Below are 16,727 nucleotides of genomic sequence, written 5' to 3' on the forward strand. Positions count from 1 at the left end.
TGCGTTGTTTTTCTAATTAAGCCTTTTCTTTAACTCCTCTATCCTCTCTATCGAAAGCCCGGTGATCTCAGCTATTGTTTCTATATCCAGCCCTTTTTGCAAAGCCTTCAATGCTGTTTCTTCTCTTCCTTCTTCTTTTCCTTCTTTTTTTCCTTTTTTTATACCTTCTTCTATACCTTCTTTTATCCCTCTCCTTATCCCTTCCTCCATCCCTCTCCTTATCCCTTCCTCTAATCCTTCTCTTCTCAATCTTTCCGCTAAGGTCATAAGATCTTCCCTCCTCTCTGGTTTTAACTCTCTTATGTATTCTATTAGCCTCTCCGGCTCTATATCTACTTTATGAAATACAAATATGATCGTTGCTTTGAATAAATATTCATAATCCTCCGGCAGGCTGTCTAAATACCGGAGCACCATCTTTATAAGTGATTCTGGATTTTTTAATTCTCTGGCGAGAAAAAGGCTTAAAAGAAAGGTTTTTAACCCCGGGTTTTCTATCCCTTCTATCTCTTTTAAATCTTCTGGTTCATAAAGTATATATCTAAATACAGGCAGGTATTCTTTTAGTTTCGGATATTCTTTTATCCCCTTTGTTATGTCAGCTATGCTTTTAATTATCTCCCATTTCCTTTCTCCATGATAGAATACAATGGGGATTATCGGGGTTAGCTCTTTTTTATTCTCCTTGCGAAGATCTCTTTCCCATATGTTTACCATGTATTTTAAGAGCTGCAAAATGGTATACCTGTCCGGATAGCTTTTATGTTCTATCAAGAGGTAGATGTATATTTCTTCTTCTCCTTTTAGCCCGGTTTGGAAAAGAAGGTCAGAATAAGCTTCTTTAAGCTCCCCGCTTATGAAGCTGTCTTTTTCCAGTTTTAAGCTCTCTAAATCTATTATTTCTCTTATTTCTTCCGGCAGTATGATTTCCATAAGGCTTGCTGCTATTTTAGGGTTTTCTATTACTTCTTTGAAATATTTATCATCGATATTTCTGATTTCTGACATCAGGAAGAATTCCTTTCTTCAGTTAATTAAGCTTGCTTTAATGAGCATTTTCTTCCTTTATTGTACCATAAAAAGTAAATTTTAAAAGAGAGCAGGGCTTTTACTTTTGTTCCCCCCAGGGATCGGAATTTTATCCGGTTAATAAGCATTGAGGAATGAACCTGCCAGTAATGGTGCGTTGAGATTGGGCACCATTATTTTTTTTGCTTATGCACATTAAACATGTCAGGTTAACAGTCGATATACTTCTCTATTTAATAAGTAATAAGGGATACTTAAGAAATATTTACCTATACGTTGATAATTTTATAATGCTGTGGCGGAAAGCAGGTGATGCTGGAAAAAACCAGGCGGATGTCTGCGAAAATAGCTTGAAAAATTATATTAATGAAAAAAAGATTTTAAAGATTAAATTTACCGCTTGGACAGGCTGGGATGAAGCAGTAAATATACTTCTCAATTTATTGTGGGATACTTCAGAAATAATTGCCTATATATTGGTGATTTTATGATACTGTGGCGGAAAAGGGGTGATGCTGGAAAAAACCAGACGGATGTCTGTAAAAATAGCTTGAAAAAATATATAAAATGAAAAAACTTTTAAAGAATGTCATGGCGTGGAGGTGAAGAATATGAAAAGGGAATGTTAAAATCGGCAAACATGACGATGAAGTTAATGGAAATTTTGATTAATAAGTTAAGGAGGTTTGAAAAAAATGATTCAAAAAATAAGAAATGAACTAAAATGGGTTGCAATTTGTGATAATTATCCTTTTAGTTATAGCGATTATCTTCAGAAAGTCCATTTTATAAAATCCAGTGATGCTGCTGATCCGTATGTATATATGAAGTGCTGGCTGGCAGAAAGGGTACATCCAATATTCAATGCCGAGCCAGCAGAATTTGAGATTATAAAAAAGGTCCTACCGAAAGAAAGGGCTTATGCAGTTTTGAAGGTTATTGAAATTTGCATCGACTGGACTGTTTTTCTGTTTCTTAACCGGGAAAACAGCATTATAGCCTGGGAAACCATGTACAGAAAACATTTTTCCGGGATAAATAAGAAAGGTGAAAAAGAAGAGGTATTGAAAATAGGATCCAGAGAATGGTTTTTTGTAAATCATGTAAAAAGCAGCTTCCATGAAGTGGTGGATCTGGTTTATCATAAAAATTTCCAGGGTGTCAGTAGTATTAATGAAATAATGATGGATTTTATCAATTTTGATCTGGAACTTATCGCTGATTACCGGTATATCGGCAATTTGATTAATAACATTCTGGCCAGGGAATACGGCGATGATCTGGTTATTGTGCTCAATAGCAGGAAAAAAGCTATAGCGGATTCTCGACTATTCGATATAAAGAAAGTAAACCGTGCAGCAGTGGAATATGTTAACAGTTATATTAACAGTCTGGAATTTGATGATGAATCGGAGGAACTGGAATTTTTGCTCAATCATTTTGACGAGGATTATTTTTACACAGATATTGAGGATGGTGAATATGAGGTGGGAGATTATTATGATGAGGATGAAGAGGAAGAATTTTACATTGAAATAGAATTTGAAATAGAGGATGAAGAAGATGATGTTTATGAAATAGATTTTGAGGAAGATGGGGATGAGGATTATGAGTTTTATATCGAAATAGAGCTGGATGAAGATGATGACGGGGATGATGAAATTTTAATTTATGAAGAAGACAACGAGCTAAACGATTTTGAAATTGAGATTGATCTGGGAGATGATGAGGAAGAGGACTAGGAGAGGAAGAGGAAAGCATTTGAGGCAGGAAAATTCCTGCCTCTGGATAAACTGAGAAATTTTTATATGGAAAGGGAAGGATTTGCGGCGGGTGGGGATAAAAATATTTTAAAATGGGGGTGATATGTGAGAGAAGGGAAGATTAGTTACAGGGATTAAGATGATTTTAAAAAACCTGAAGGATATTAAATGTTTTTAAAATGGTGAGTTTTTGATTGGCTGTAGTTTCTGTTTTGTGTTTGACTGTTTTTAATTAATTAGAGGAGGTTGAAATACCATGGCCGAAAGAGTGGAGTTATTTTTAAATGCTGATGATGAAACGATAAAAAATTTAGCTTACACGGAAAATTTTAAGATATATTTTAAAGACCAGCCTGATCCTGTTGCGGAGGGAAAAAAGGTAACACATGCAGTTAAAAGTTTTTTGCAATATTTAGATGAAACTTATGGATTAGCCGAACATAAGGAGAAAATCAAAGAAAAAGCATTCACAAATTATGGTCCTGAGAAAAATGTAGTTGCAGTTATTGAATTAAAAAATGGCGATAAATTGGAGATTGGTTTAAAATATGGGATACCGGGTTTTATTAAAGAGATTAATAAAGTTTTAGGTATTATGGGTCTTGATCCCGCTGATTTCAAAGTGGTTGCGGAAAAGAGAGATAGAGGTGATTTAAGGGATATTGTTGAAGAAGATGAAAACTAAGAAAAAATAAATAGTGTAATTCAGTTTTATCAGAATTATAATAAACAGAGTGTCAAGATAAGTTTTGGCACTCTGCTTATATTTAATTTTATGAGTTCAAAAATGTATCAAATATTTACTGAAATAAAGGGGTTTAATATCATGGCCGAAAGAGTGGAGTTATTTTTAAATGCTGATGATGAAACGATAAAGAATTTAACTGATACGGAAAATTTAAAGATATATTTTAAAGACCAGCCTGATCCTGCTGCGGAGGGAAAAAAGGCGGCACATGCAGTTAAAAGTTTTTTGCAATATTTAGATAAAACTTATGGATTATCCGAACATAAGGAGAAAATCAAAGAGGAAGCATTCACATATTATGGTAGTAAAAGAGAGAGAGTTGGAGTTATTAAATTAAAAAATGGCGATAAATTGGAGATTGGTTTAAAATATGGGATACCGGCTTTTATTAAAGAGATTAATAAATTGTTACGTATTATGGGTCTTAATCCCGCTGATTTCAAAGTGGTTGCGGAAAAGAAAGCGAAAAGCCAGGATAATGAAGAGGATGTTAATCCTGAAGATACAACTGAACAAGGAGATGAAAATGACATGTCATCTGAAGAAAAATTCTCTAAAATAAAAAATGAAATAAAACAAATTTTAGAAGAAAACAAGCAGATAGTTCTGACCGGGGCTCCCGGGGTAGGGAAAACATATATGGCGATAGAGATATGCCAGGAGATTATAAAGAAAGAAAACGGGGTTGATGAAAAAAATATAGGGGAGTATTGGTTTTTTATCCAGTTTCATCCCTCCTATGACTATACCGATTTTGTAGAAGGGTTAAGGCCGGAAGAAAAGGGAGACAGCATAGGCTTTGAAAGAAAAGATGGCTTGTTTATGGAGATATGCCGAAAGGCAGCTAAAGAGGAAAAAAGTGGAAAGAAATATTTTCTCATCATAGATGAGATAAACAGAGCTGATTTATCGAAAGTGTTCGGTGAATTGATGTACTGTCTGGAATACCGGGGAAAAAAGTACAGAATAAAGACCCAGTACAGTAACCTGATGAAAATGGAAAAAAAGGAACATGTTTTTAAATACGGTTTTTATATACCAGAAAATGTTTATATTATAGGTACCATGAATGATATAGACAGAAGTGTGGAAACTTTTGACTTTGCCTTGCGGAGAAGGTTTTTCTGGTATGAAATAAAGGCCAATGATGTTATGGAGCATTTGATTGGGGAAATGATGAATGAACTGTTAGATAAACTGTTAGAGGATAAGAAATATAAATCAAATGGTAACTCAACAGAAACATCCTCTGGTGGGAATGAGCAAACAGCAAGCCAAAATGATGAAGAAGAATTAAAAAATAAATTAAAAAATAAATTATATAAATTATTAAATATAAATAAATTAACTAAGGAATTAAGTGAAAGTGCTAAAAACTTGAACCAGGCAATAGATGAGAGGGGAAGCAAGTTCGGACTGGATGCCAGATACCATGTAGGGCCGGCATATTTTAAGCTTACTAAGCTGCCTGAAAAGGTTGATAACGAAAGCATACAACAGATCAAAGAAAAAATCTGGCGTTATCGGATTGAACCCCTGTTAAGGGAATATGTACGGGGTTATGATGCTGGCGAGGTAGAAGATTTTATAAAAAATTTGCGAGAAGCCTATGAAAAGAGTAATTCCGGAAAGAATTCTGAGCCAGGTAGTAAAGCTGCTGAAGGCCAGGGTGAATGAAGCATGAGTTCTAATAACAATGTTTAAAAAATGATATGATATAAAGAATGCGTGGGGAAGCGAGATGAAAAAGATAGTATTCAGGTTTTCAGATTACAGCCACCAGGATTATGAGGGTTTGGAAAATATCGAAGAAAACGGAAAACTTATTGTAATTAGAGAAAAATATAAATATAACCTGGAAAAAGAAGGCAGGTATTTTTATTTACTATGCCGGTTTATAGAAAAATTGAATCAGGAATCTAAAACTGGCGGATTGATAATTATTGATGGCAAAGATAAAAATGATGCTGCTAGTGAACGGGAAGAGGAAGAAATAGAAGAGGATTCAATTTCATATGGCGAAAAAATTAATTCTCCAGTTATGAGTATAAAAGTAGATGAGGGAAAGGTTTACACCAAAGGATATATAGGTGTTTTAAGAGGGCTCATAAAATATGAAGATGAGGATGAAAAAGAGGAATATGATGTTACAGTTGAGATAGGCTCCCGATTTGACAGATATAATGACAGCCAGTATTTCCTGAGATACATGATATTGAGGGGTTATTTGTACCGGGTTCCGGTATATGAAAAACTCAATCCTCAGGCCAGTGAGGATGATTATTTATGGGATTGGCTTTTGATTCTGGCTTTCAAGTATTATCTGGAGAAAGCATACAGAAATGGGCTTTTTAAAAAATACCGGCAGTTTGCCTATAATGATGCCAAATTTAAAGGGGTGCTGGATGTCAACCGGCATATAAAGTATAATATACCTTTTATAGGCAATATTGCCTACAATAAGAGAGAATTGACGCACAATAATGAAATTATGCATTTAATTCTGCATGCCTATGATGTTTTAAAGAGAAGATTTAAAACAGATACAGACAGGTTTATAGAAAGGGAGTCCAAAGCTTATGAAGCCATAACGGCAATTAAAGAGGTAGCCTTTGATTACCAGAATCAGAATATAAGATCCCTGCTCAACAAATGTTCCAAAAGGATAACTCATCCTTATTACTACAATTACGAACCTTTGCGGAGGATATGTTTGCGGATATTGCGAAACAGGGGATTATCCTTTTTTGATGGCAATTCCGCAGATGTATTCGGCATTATAGTAGATATAAGCAAATTATGGGAGCTGTTTTTAGAAAAAGCTGTTTTGAATGATATTAAAAACGAGACCTTATATTTTGCGACACAGTATGAAATCAAGCTGAATATAAAGGGAAAAGAAGGCTTAAGGGAGATTTGCTTAAGGCCGGATTATGTTTTGGAAGATAAAAAAGAAAAGAAGCGTTATGTGCTGGATGCTAAGTATAGAAAAGGATGGGAGAATTTTGTTGTGAACCTTCATTCTGAAGATTCCCGGAAGTTGTTTGAAAATATAAGAGAAGACTATTACCAGATCAGCACTTATGTGTATTTATTATCAGCCGTTTGGGGTGGAGCCATATTTCCTTACAGCAAAGAGGAGATAAAAGATCCCGGTGATATCTGCCTGGAGGGGGAGGGTAAAATTTTTTACCTGTTTCCTCTGATGATTCCCCGGGAGAAAGATGTAATCAGGTGGAAGGAGCACATGGAAAAAGAAATAAATAATACCAGGAGTTGTATAAGCCAAAAGTTATAGAAAAAATACGGTATATAAACAGGAACAATAAAAAGTCCGATTTTATTATTATGTTCAAGGTTATCCGGCTTATTTTCCTTTACTCTTTTTTTCCGCTATGTATGCCAGTATAGTGCCTTGCTTTATGAAAGGTTTCAGTTTTTCATAATCGATGGTGAAGGCCAGCCAGCCGCCGCCCGGAGCCGGTCCGGTGTAGGCGGCAAAAAATATATTAAGTCCGTCAGGGCTTATCATGAAACCGCCGATTTCATCTGCGAAATGGCATTCGGCATCGGAAGTGAAGCCGTAGAAGGGATCCTGGGCTATGATATGGTTGACCAGGTTTTTAAAACCTTCGTTCTGTATGATCATTTCTTCAGGGTGAATTTCTTCTCCGGTAGCGAGATGGAAGTGATAGATGCTAAAACCGGTAGAAGAATGAGCTGCACCACAGGTATAGTAAGATTCATCGGCAAGTATGGCCAGTATTTCGTCAATCCTTTCTGCATAAAAGGTTATACGGTTATGACAGGCCAGGCCTGAAGTGAAGGATTCCTGCAGGGTTGTTTTATCTGCCTTAAACAGGTGCTGGAGTTTTTTATTGATCTTTTTTTCTATTTTTCGGTTTGCAGGATAATGGATGACAGGATATTCTACTTTTGTTATAAAGCCGTGGTAATCCGGGTTATACGGGAGCAGGCGATGATTGGGGGGGATAACTGCATGCAGCCCCCTTTTTTCAATTATACCGGCTGATGTTATTGTTATTTTCTCATCCTGGTAGCATATTTTTTCCGCAAGTTTTTCCTGATAGGTGAGCGAGAAAAGGTAGAGCAATAGAAGAACTGGCATTATTAAGATTGATGTGATTAAAAGTATTTTGCCTGGGACTCTTTCAGACATAAAAAACTCCTTTTTGGTTGCGGTTATTGTTATTTATTTTAACATAATAATCCAGCTTTTCCTCTCCTTATCCCTTCCTCTAATCCTTCTCTCCTCAATCTTTCCGCTAAGGTCATAAGATCTTCCCTCCTCTCTGGTTTTAACTCTCTTGTGTTGAAACTGGAATATTTGTGTTAATTTTAAGCATATTTAGAAAATTGCTTTTATATTTTACTAATTTTTGCTAAAATTTTAGTATGACCTGAAGATATTCTATTGCGGATTTTACATATATACCCGGGCTAAATATATGATATACAGCATAAGCTGGATAGAGAGTAATTTGCCAGAGGCTAAATTTTTAAAACCTTGAGAAAGGAAGTGGAGAAAATAATGGAAGAATATTTACAATCTGATTACTGCGTGAACTATGACCATCCCTTAATACAAAACTTTATCAAAGATAATAACATTATGCAATTAAGTCCGGTGGAAAGAGCTGTCAAGCTATTTTATATAGTTCGCGATGACATTGCATATAATATGTATGCTGCTTTTGAAAGGGATGGACATGCTTATCAAGCTTCTACAATATTGAAAAAAGCTAATGGCTGGTGCCTGCAAAAGGCGATTTTATTATGTGCGTTGGCTCGTGCAGCGGAAATACCTACCAGGTTTGTCATGGTTACCATGAAAAATCATAAAGCCCAGGAAGAGGTATTTAAAACGCTGGGAACAAATATTTTTACCCCTCATACATTCAATGAATTTTATCTTAATGGTAAATGGGTTAAGGCGGATGCTACTTTTGACAAAAATCTGTGTCAGAAAGCTGGAGATCCTGCAGTAGAATTCGATGGGGTAAACGATGCTTTATTGCCTCCCTATGATTTAAATGGCAACAGGCTTATTGAATATATAGAATACCTGGGGACTTATTCCAGCATTCCCTGGCAGCTTGTTATAGATAAAAGTCGCGAGGTTTACGGGGATTATCTAAAAAAACAGCAGGCGTAAGCCGGGATAAGCATATATTTATCACTTACAGACAGGCTTATATCAACTGTATCCGGGATTGATAATATAAGAGGCCTTGTCCTCCTTTTTTAGGTAGCTTTTATTGTCAGCTGCCTGGGGAGGTTTTGGCGCGAGGTTTCTTTTCCTCATCCTTAAGCTTTTTCCTCCTTTCTTCTCTGTACTTTCCTTTCCCTGCTAAAATTTCCCGCACTTGTTTTTGCTTAAATGGGGTTAAATGCTATTGCGCAGCGATTTCGTTCTTCTTTTGTGTAGTTTTAAAACGACACAAAAGAACCGTCCCTTTGTGCCCTTTATGTAAAGAATTTGTAAGTTTAAGGTAAAAATAGAGTAGGAGTATTTATTTAATCTTTTTTACCGGCTAACATAGAAGTGAAGGATAAGTTTGGGATTTGGGGTGAAATATGTGAAAGGTAAAATACTGGTAGTAGATGATGAAGAATCTCTGGTAAGGCTTATTACCTATAACCTTAATAAAGAAGGTTTTACAACTTTGAGTGCCTATGATGGGCTGACTGCTTATAATCTGGCCAGAGAGGAAAAACCTGACCTTATTATCCTTGATCTGATGCTGCCGGAAAAGGATGGGCTGGAGGTTTGCCGGCAGCTGAGAAGTGAAGGGATAAATATTCCTATTATCATGCTTACAGCTAAGGATGAGGAAATTGACAAGGTTTTAGGTCTGGAGCTGGGAGCTGATGATTATGTAACCAAGCCTTTCAGCGTGCGGGAGCTTATAGCCCGGGTAAAGGCGGTTTTAAGGAGAAAAGGGGAGCGCGAAGATCTGCCGGCAGGAGAGGAAAAAGCTCTGGTAATTGGAAGTTTTACGATTAAGCCTGAACGGTATGAGATTTACCACCATGATAAATTGCTGGATTTAACTTTAAAAGAATATGAACTTCTGGAGATTTTTCTGCGCAACCGGGGAAGGGTTTTGAAAAGAGATTATCTTTTGGAAGTGTTGTGGGATTATGCTGATGGAGCCAATACCCGGGTTCTAGATGTGCATGTAAGCAAGCTCAGGGACAAGATTGAAAAAGACCCGAAAAATCCGCAGTATATTAAGACGGTGAGGGGCCTGGGATATAAGTTTGAGGTGGAAAAAGATGTTTAGTTCGGTGCGTTCCAGGCTTACTATTACTTATCTTATCATCATTGCTGCCATCATTTTGATAAGCAGCCTTATTCTTTCCTATTTTTTAAAAGAGTATTACCTTAATGATGTAAAAAACAGCCTGGTATATGAAGCTGTACTGGTAAGTGATATGCTGGGCTTATATAAGCCCCAGGATGGCGGTTTGGCTCAGTTTGCGGACCAGGTTGTCAGGCAGGTGGCGCAGGATATGAAGGTAAGGGTTACAGTTATAGATGGAGAGGGAAAGGTGCTGGCTGATTCGCATTTTGAGGCTGATAGCATGGAGTCCCATGCGGGAAGGCCAGAGGTTTATAAAGCTTTAAAGGGGCAGGTGGGGAAAGAGATAAGATTCAGTACGACAGCCGGCATTAATATGCTCTATGTGGCCGTACCTTTTAAAGCTGGCGAGGAAAAAGGGGTTATAAGGCTTTCTAAGCCTTTGACCGAGGTAGAAAACCTTTATAAAAGGCTTTTTTCGGTGTTGTTTTTCAGTATTATTTTTACCGGGCTAGCAGCTTTTATTATCAGTATATTTATTGCCCGCAATTTTTCCCGGCCGATAAGTGATATAACCGAAGCTGTGCGGGATATTGCCCGGGGAAATCTTAAACGCCGGGTACACTACCGTTCAGCTGATGAGCTGGGGATGCTGGCCGGAGCCGTTGATGATATGGCCGACCATCTGGAAAATACTATTATGGCGATATCGGAAGTAAAAAACCGCTTTGAAGCTGTTTTAAATAATACGGTAAATGCGATAATCATGCTGGATGCGGAAAAAAGGTTGATCTATGCCAATCCGGTAGCGGAGAGGATTTTTAATCTGCATGATGAGTATATGGGAAGAAAAAGCGCAGAAGTGGTAGCTAATTATGAGCTGCTGCGGGCTATTGATGAAGCGAAAGCCAGATTAGTCCCGGTGCGCCGCGATATAAACCTCTATGAGCGGGAAGAAAGGATTATTGAAGCTAATGTAATACCGGTGATGGAAAAAGAAAGAGGATTTTTAAACAGTATATTGATAGTTATGAATGATATAACCGAGTTGAAAAGGTTAGAAAGGATAAGACGCGATTTTGTGGCTAATGTTTCCCATGAGCTTAAGACACCGGTGGCAGCCATCAGCGGCTTTGCCGAGACTTTAATGGAGGAAAAAGGGGATAATCCCGAAAATATAAGGGAGTTCAGCCGTATTATATATAATGAAGCTCAGCGCTTGAAAAACCTGATAGATGAGCTTTTGGAGCTTTCCCGCATCGAAGCAGGCAAAATGCCGACGAATATGGTAGAGGTAGATGTGGACAAATTAGCTCAGGAAGCGGCAGATATTATTAAAATGCGTTTTCCAGAACGCCAGGATGATATTGCTGTTAAAGGGGAAAAAGGTTTAGTAATCAAGGCTGATAGGGAACAGCTTATGCGTATAATGCTCAATCTTTTAGAAAATGCGGTTCACTACAGTCCACCGGGAAGCAGGATAGGAGTAGAGGTTATGAGGGAAGGGGAAAAGGTTTTACTAAAGGTGAGTGATGAAGGAGAGGGGATACCGGAAAATGAGATTCCCCGGGTTTTTGAAAGATTTTACCGGGTAGATAAGGCTAGATCGCGGAAAACGGGAGGAACTGGGTTGGGGCTGGCTATTGTAAAACACCTGGTAGAAAACCATAAAGGAGAGATAAGAGTAGAAAGCAAGCCAGGCAAAGGGTCGGTTTTTACCGTAGTTTTACCTGTTAAACCAGAGTGATTTTGCCCGTAACTTAAATATTATTAGCTGGATGGCTGCCTGGGGCAGCTTAAATTTTTTTTAATATTTTGAAGTTTCTGCTCTCCTGTGCATTTGGTATTATGATAAAATGTAATTACAGTTTTAAAATTTTACCGGGGGGAGATATATGGTTAAAAGAGAGCATATGCGGGTTTGTACAGTTCCTCAGATGTTTAATGAGTCAGTCATAAAATATGGCGAAAGGCGGTGCCAGTGGTTCAAGACCGGGCCTAATACTACTTCTTCACTTACTTATTCTGAAGTAGGCATGATAGTGCGTGATCTTACCGGCGGACTTTTGGCTTTAGGGATGCAAAAAGGCGATCGGGCAGCTATTATGTCTTATAACTGTCCCCAGTGGCTGTGGTCAGATTTTGCCATTCTCTGCAGTGGAGGGATTACAGTTACTATTTATCCTACCCTTTCGCCCGGCGAGATGAAGTTTATAGTCAATAATTCCGGTTCCCGCTTTTTATTTATCAGGGATGAAGCTACCCTGGAAAAAGTCTGCCAGGTGCTGGAGGGGATGCCCCTTCTGGAAAAAGTAATAGTTATGGATGATAATGTGAAACTGCCTCCCGATAACAAGTTTATGCATTTAAGTGTTTTGAAGGAAATAGGGATGCGGTATCTGCATAAACATCCTTATGCCTATGAAAAGGCATGGCATGATATAAAAGTGTGGGATCCAGCTACTATAATCTATACCTCGGGAACTACCGGCCAGCCTAAAGGGGCTGTGCATACCCATCAAACTATAATGACGGCTATTCAGGCTGATAATAACAATTTTGCCCATGCGGGCTATATGATTGACGAAAATGATATTAACCTTTCTTTCCTGCCTTTATCGCATTCCTATGAAAGACAGTGTGGACAGATGGTATCGATAAATGCCGGCTGTACCATTGCCTATGCGGAAAAACCGCAAACTATAATGGCTGATTTGCAGATTTTTAAGCCTACCTGGTTCTGTTGCGTTCCCCGCATTTTTGAAAGGATATATATGGCCATAAGGGATGCAGCCAGCAGCACCCCGGAAGGGAAGGCGGCTTTTGAAAGGGCGGTAAGTATTGGGCTTAAAGTTATTGAAGCCCGTATGGATGAGCATGGATGTGTGGATATGGGATTTGATGTGGATTTGCTGGAAGGACTGCCAGAAGATCTAAAAGAAGAGTATAGGTGGGCTGATCAAGCTGTTTTCAGCAAGGTAAGGCAGCTTCTGGGCGGTAATTTCCGCATAGCATTTTCAGCATCGGCAGCTTTATCGGCTGAACTTTGCAAGCTTTATATGGCCATGGGCATAAGGATATGTGAAGGCTATGGGCTTACCGAGACTATGAATGCTATCAATTTTAACAGCCTGCGTGCGGTAATGCCGGGTTCGGTTGGGCCTACCCTTTATTTCAGTGAAGAAAAGATCGCGGAAGATGGCGAACTGCTGGTAAGAGGAAAGACAGTATTTTTAGGTTATTACAAAAACCCGGAAGCTACCGCGGAAGCTTTTACCGAAGATGGCTTTTTCAAAACCGGGGATATAGCAGTAAAGCTTCCCAACGGCTATTATAAGATTGTCGACCGCAAAAAGAGCATAATAGTTCTGGATACCGGCAAAAATGTAGCCCGTGCCAAGGTGGAAAGCAAGTTTGCCACAGCCCGTTATATAGAACAGATATGCGTTTTGGGAGATGACCGCAAATTCATAAGTGCGATTGTAGTTCCCAAGTTCGACTATATTATGAACCTCCTTAAAGCTAAAGGCATAGAGTTTGACCAATCAGCGATAGTCTATGAAGGAGAAGGGGTTGAAAGGATATGTGTGAAAGTAGGGGATGATTTTGTAAACCACGAAGAGGTGAGAAAACTTATTGAGGAAGATATTGCCGAAGCTAACAAAGAGCTGGAGGATTATGAACGGATTAAAAAATATCACATTTCTAACCGGCGTTTCTTAGAGAGCATGGAAGAGCTTACTCCTACTTTGAAGACTAAACACCGCAATATAATAAAGAATTTCCAGAAAGAAATTGAAGCCATGTACAGCTAAAAAAAAGAAAAACCCCGTTTTAGGCTGAAAGCTTAGAACGGGTTTTTTTACACATATTTTACATTTGCGAGAGACAAAATTTATAAAGGAAAGGCTTAGTATTTACATCAGTAATTTATCGTTAATTACAGATGAGAATTTAAAAATTTTTAGGAGGTAAAGAAATGCGGGGAAGAAAAAAATGGATGGTTTTGGTAGTCTTAAGTATGTTTATGGTTTCTGCTCTTCTGATAGGAGGATGCGGGAAAAAGGAGGAAGGGGATAAAGCAGGAGATGAAGCAGGCCTTACCGGTACTATAACTATTGCCGGGTCGACTTCGGTTCAGCCTTTTAGTGAAGTGCTGGCAGAAAAGTTTATGCAGGATAATCCCCGTGTACAGATTAATGTGCAGGGTGGAGGTTCCAGCCAGGGAATAACAGCTGCCGTAAGCGGAGCAGCCGATATTGGTGCCAGTTCCCGGGAATTGAAGGCAGAAGAGAAGGGACAAGGTTTAGTAGAGACGGTTATTGCTTATGATGGTATTGCTATTATTGTAAATCCTGCCAATAAGATCGACAATTTAACTAGAGAACAGATAAGGGATATTTACCTGGGTAATATCACCAACTGGAAAGAAGTAGGAGGCGAAGATGCCCCTATAACTGTAGTATGCCGGGAAGCAGGCTCTGGAACCCGGGGAGCTTTTGAAGAAATAGTTATGGAAAAACAGGATATTTCCAATAAGGTTATTATCCAGAATTCTACCGGTGCTGTAGCCTCTGCCGTAGCTGGAGATAAGAATGCCATAGGGTTTGTTTCACTCCATGCGCTGAACGATAAGGTAAAAGCGGTTAAAGTAGATGGAGTAGAAGCCAAGGAGGAAAATATAAAAAATGGCAGTTATAAAATCTCCCGGCCTTTTATCTACCTTACCAAAGGAGAACCGACAGGTGTAGTCAAAGCTTTCATCGATTTTGTGTTAAGTGAAGAAGGGCAGAAGATTATGCAGGATGAAGGGGCAGTGCCTGTAAAATAACCAGGCCAACATCTACGGGCACAGACAGCTGCTGTGACCCAAAATCCCTCTTGCTAGAAGACCCCCCTTAAGGTGGGCTTTAAGGCAAAATAAGAAAAAGCTTGTAAAACCTGTTTTATGCCGGATGTGGTATAAGGCAGGTTTTACATTGTGTTTACAATAAAAAAACATGTACTTAAAGTTGTAATTTATATCCCTTTACAGTGGAATATTAAAATGAGGATAGAATACGGCACAGGCTGGTGAAAAGATGGCTAATTATCCAATAGTGCAAAATAAAGAAAAAGCCCGGGGTAATGTTTTTTCCGCGGGAGGCTTTTATGGGAGGAAGACTCCGGTAAGGGGAAAAGAATTATGGGTGGAAAAAGTCCTGATGTTAAGTGCCAGCTTATTTATCCTGGCTATACTGCTTATAACTCTTTTTATTTTTGCCAAAGGTATTCCCTTAATAGCTAAAACCGGCTTAACTGATTTTATTTTTAATACTGAATGGAATCCTACTAAAAATAAATTCGGCATTGGAACTATGCTGGTAGGTTCTCTGGCGGTTACCCTGGGTGCTCTGTTATGGGCGGTGCCTTTAGGGCTTATTACCGCAATTTTTATGGCGGAAATAGCCCCCGTTAAAGTGAGAGATGTACTGGGGAGCTTTATCGAGCTTTTAGCCGGCATACCTTCAGTAGTTTATGGCTTTTTTGGGCTTATTGTAGTTGTACCTTTTATAAGGGATAACCTGGGAGGAAGCGGCATGAGCATTTTAGCCGGGGCGGTTATTTTAGGGATTATGATCCTTCCTACCATAATAAATATATCGCGGGATGCCATAAGGGCTGTACCCGAAGAGTACAAGATCAATTCCCTGGCTTTGGGGGCTACCCATTACCAGAGTATCTGGCGGATTATAGTGCCGGCCGCGCGTTCGGGGATAATTACTGCTGTTGTTCTGGGGATGGGCAGGGCCATTGGCGAAACGATGGCTGTGGTCATGGTAACCGGAAATGCAACGATTATTCCCGACAGCATATTATCTCCCGTAAGGACTATGACCAGCAACATAGTCCTGGAGATGGGTTATGCAGCCGGTGATCATCAAGCTGCTTTGTTTGCTACAGGAACAGTCCTTTTTGTGTTTATCGTGCTGCTTAACCTTATAATCAATATTTCAGCAAAGGCAGGTATTAAAAATGCCCACCGCTAATTATGGAGAAAAGGTGATGACTCTGGTTTTCTGGCTGGCTGCTTTTCTTATTACAGCGATACTGGCAGTTATTATCGGTTATATTGTGGTCAAGGGCTTTTCCGTACTGAGCCTGGATTTCATCTTTACTCCTCCCTCCCGGGCCGGCAAGGAAGGCGGAATATCGACTACCATCGTAAGCACCCTTTATCTGGTTTTAGGTTCACTGCTTATTGCCGTACCGGTAGGAGTAGCCAGTGCAGTCTATCTAGAAGAATATGCCCGAAAAAACAGCCGCTTTGCCTATATAGTAAATCTGACAGCTGAGACCTTAGCTGGCATTCCTTCCATCGTATTTGGGCTTTTTGGCTTTGTTTTCTTTGTGATCTTTTTAGGCTGGGGATGGTCGATTCTATCAGGAGCTATGACTATGGCTATTATGATACTCCCTACGATTACGAGAACTTCCCAGGAGGCTATTCTGGCTGTCCCCCGGGAGTACAGGGAAAACAGCCTGGCTCTGGGAGCCAGCAAGTGGCAGACAATAAGAAAGATTGTTCTGCCTTCAGCCCTTCCCGGCATAGCTACCGGCATTATCTTATCGATAGGAAGGGCGGTAGGCGAAACAGCTGCTCTTCTTCTTACGGCAGGAAGCTCTCTGGGAATGCCTATGAGTATAACCGATCCTGCTCGTACCATGGCAGTACATCTGTATATACTGGCTATGGAAGGAATATCTTTAGAAAGGGCATTCGGTACGGCATTTGTTATCATTGTTCTTATATTGATTATAAACTACGCAGCTCATTATGGTATGAGGCGATTATCAGCATTAGGCAGATAGAGGTGAAAA

At 39.1% G+C, this 16,727-nt stretch carries 13 protein-coding genes; 11 read left to right on the forward strand and 2 right to left on the reverse strand.

What is annotated here, in order from left to right; genetic code table 11:
• Positions 1–12: 12 nt before the first annotated feature.
• The gene (locus BUB92_RS01510; protein ID WP_073089215.1) at positions 13–1,008 is read right to left on the reverse strand and encodes an Rpn family recombination-promoting nuclease/putative transposase; all 996 of its coding nucleotides are present in this window, start codon (positions 1,006–1,008) and stop codon (positions 13–15) included.
• Positions 1,009–1,724: 716 nt separating this feature from the next.
• On the opposite strand from BUB92_RS01510, the gene BUB92_RS01520 reads away from it, so the two are divergent.
• The 4 genes from BUB92_RS01520 (at position 1,725) to BUB92_RS01535 (ending at position 6,838) form a co-directional block, all read left to right on the forward strand.
• Entirely contained in the window at positions 1,725–2,771 is a 1,047-nt protein-coding gene (locus tag BUB92_RS01520) for a hypothetical protein (RefSeq protein ID WP_073089218.1), read from the forward strand.
• Positions 2,772–3,048: 277 nt separating this feature from the next.
• A complete protein-coding gene (locus BUB92_RS01525) occupies positions 3,049–3,477 on the forward strand; it encodes a hypothetical protein (protein ID WP_073089220.1) in 429 nt (142 codons plus the stop codon).
• Positions 3,478–3,618: 141 nt separating this feature from the next.
• Positions 3,619–5,217, forward strand: a complete 1,599-nt coding sequence (locus tag BUB92_RS01530; protein ID WP_073089221.1) for an McrB family protein — start codon at positions 3,619–3,621, stop codon at positions 5,215–5,217.
• Between the two features lie 64 nt (positions 5,218–5,281).
• On the forward strand, positions 5,282–6,838 hold the full coding sequence (locus tag BUB92_RS01535) for a 5-methylcytosine restriction system specificity protein McrC (protein WP_073089223.1): 1,557 nt from the start codon (positions 5,282–5,284) through the stop codon (positions 6,836–6,838).
• A 69-nt stretch (positions 6,839–6,907) separates the two neighbouring features.
• On the opposite strand, the gene BUB92_RS01540 is transcribed toward BUB92_RS01535, so the two are convergent.
• Positions 6,908–7,720, reverse strand: a complete 813-nt coding sequence (locus BUB92_RS01540) for a polysaccharide deacetylase family protein (RefSeq protein ID WP_073089224.1) — start codon at positions 7,718–7,720, stop codon at positions 6,908–6,910.
• Between the two features lie 372 nt (positions 7,721–8,092).
• Here BUB92_RS01540 and BUB92_RS01545 point away from each other — a divergent pair, with 372 nt between their 5' ends.
• From BUB92_RS01545 to pstA, 7 genes are all read left to right on the forward strand, one after another.
• Complete coding sequence (locus BUB92_RS01545) at positions 8,093–8,716, forward strand: transglutaminase-like domain-containing protein (RefSeq protein ID WP_073089226.1); 624 nt, start codon at positions 8,093–8,095, stop codon at positions 8,714–8,716.
• 424 nt (positions 8,717–9,140) lie between these two features.
• The gene (locus tag BUB92_RS01550) at positions 9,141–9,848 is read left to right on the forward strand and encodes a response regulator transcription factor (protein ID WP_073089228.1); all 708 of its coding nucleotides are present in this window, start codon (positions 9,141–9,143) and stop codon (positions 9,846–9,848) included.
• Positions 9,841–11,613, forward strand: coding sequence for a two-component system histidine kinase PnpS (pnpS, locus tag BUB92_RS01555; RefSeq protein WP_073089230.1), 1,773 nt, complete (start codon positions 9,841–9,843; stop codon positions 11,611–11,613). The genes BUB92_RS01550 and pnpS overlap by 8 nt, the downstream gene beginning before the upstream one ends.
• Before the next feature lie 148 nt (positions 11,614–11,761).
• A complete protein-coding gene (locus BUB92_RS01560; protein ID WP_073089231.1) occupies positions 11,762–13,681 on the forward strand; it encodes an AMP-dependent synthetase/ligase in 1,920 nt (639 codons plus the stop codon).
• A gap of 164 nt (positions 13,682–13,845) precedes the next feature.
• A complete protein-coding gene (locus tag BUB92_RS01565) occupies positions 13,846–14,697 on the forward strand; it encodes a phosphate ABC transporter substrate-binding protein (protein ID WP_073089233.1) in 852 nt (283 codons plus the stop codon).
• A 373-nt stretch (positions 14,698–15,070) separates the two neighbouring features.
• Positions 15,071–15,895 carry a phosphate ABC transporter permease subunit PstC gene (pstC, locus tag BUB92_RS01570; protein ID WP_073089315.1) on the forward strand — a complete coding sequence of 275 codons (825 nt, stop codon included), beginning with the start codon at positions 15,071–15,073 and terminating at the stop codon, positions 15,893–15,895.
• The gene (gene pstA, locus BUB92_RS01575) at positions 15,882–16,718 is read left to right on the forward strand and encodes a phosphate ABC transporter permease PstA (protein ID WP_073089235.1); all 837 of its coding nucleotides are present in this window, start codon (positions 15,882–15,884) and stop codon (positions 16,716–16,718) included. The genes pstC and pstA overlap by 14 nt, the downstream gene beginning before the upstream one ends.
• Positions 16,719–16,727 lie beyond the last annotated feature (9 nt).

Origin of the sequence: Thermosyntropha lipolytica DSM 11003, assembly GCF_900129805.1 — a bacterium.
Taxonomy (GTDB): domain Bacteria; phylum Bacillota; class Syntrophomonadia; order Syntrophomonadales; family Syntrophomonadaceae; genus Thermosyntropha; species Thermosyntropha lipolytica.

What these genes read in the sequence shown, in the direction of transcription:
- BUB92_RS01510 (WP_073089215.1), bottom strand. Translation starts at nt 1,008, where the DNA reads ATGTCAGAAATCAGAAATATCGATGATAAATATTTCAAAGAAGTAATA.
- BUB92_RS01520 (WP_073089218.1), top strand. Translation starts at nt 1,725, where the DNA reads ATGATTCAAAAAATAAGAAATGAACTAAAATGGGTTGCAATTTGTGAT.
- BUB92_RS01525 (WP_073089220.1), top strand. Translation starts at nt 3,049, where the DNA reads ATGGCCGAAAGAGTGGAGTTATTTTTAAATGCTGATGATGAAACGATA.
- BUB92_RS01530 (WP_073089221.1), top strand. Translation starts at nt 3,619, where the DNA reads ATGGCCGAAAGAGTGGAGTTATTTTTAAATGCTGATGATGAAACGATA.
- BUB92_RS01535 (WP_073089223.1), top strand. Translation starts at nt 5,282, where the DNA reads ATGAAAAAGATAGTATTCAGGTTTTCAGATTACAGCCACCAGGATTAT.
- BUB92_RS01540 (WP_073089224.1), bottom strand. Translation starts at nt 7,720, where the DNA reads ATGTCTGAAAGAGTCCCAGGCAAAATACTTTTAATCACATCAATCTTA.
- BUB92_RS01545 (WP_073089226.1), top strand. Translation starts at nt 8,093, where the DNA reads ATGGAAGAATATTTACAATCTGATTACTGCGTGAACTATGACCATCCC.
- pnpS (WP_073089230.1), top strand. Translation starts at nt 9,841, where the DNA reads ATGTTTAGTTCGGTGCGTTCCAGGCTTACTATTACTTATCTTATCATC.
- BUB92_RS01560 (WP_073089231.1), top strand. Translation starts at nt 11,762, where the DNA reads ATGGTTAAAAGAGAGCATATGCGGGTTTGTACAGTTCCTCAGATGTTT.
- BUB92_RS01565 (WP_073089233.1), top strand. Translation starts at nt 13,846, where the DNA reads ATGCGGGGAAGAAAAAAATGGATGGTTTTGGTAGTCTTAAGTATGTTT.
- pstC (WP_073089315.1), top strand. Translation starts at nt 15,071, where the DNA reads ATGTTAAGTGCCAGCTTATTTATCCTGGCTATACTGCTTATAACTCTT.
- pstA (WP_073089235.1), top strand. Translation starts at nt 15,882, where the DNA reads ATGCCCACCGCTAATTATGGAGAAAAGGTGATGACTCTGGTTTTCTGG.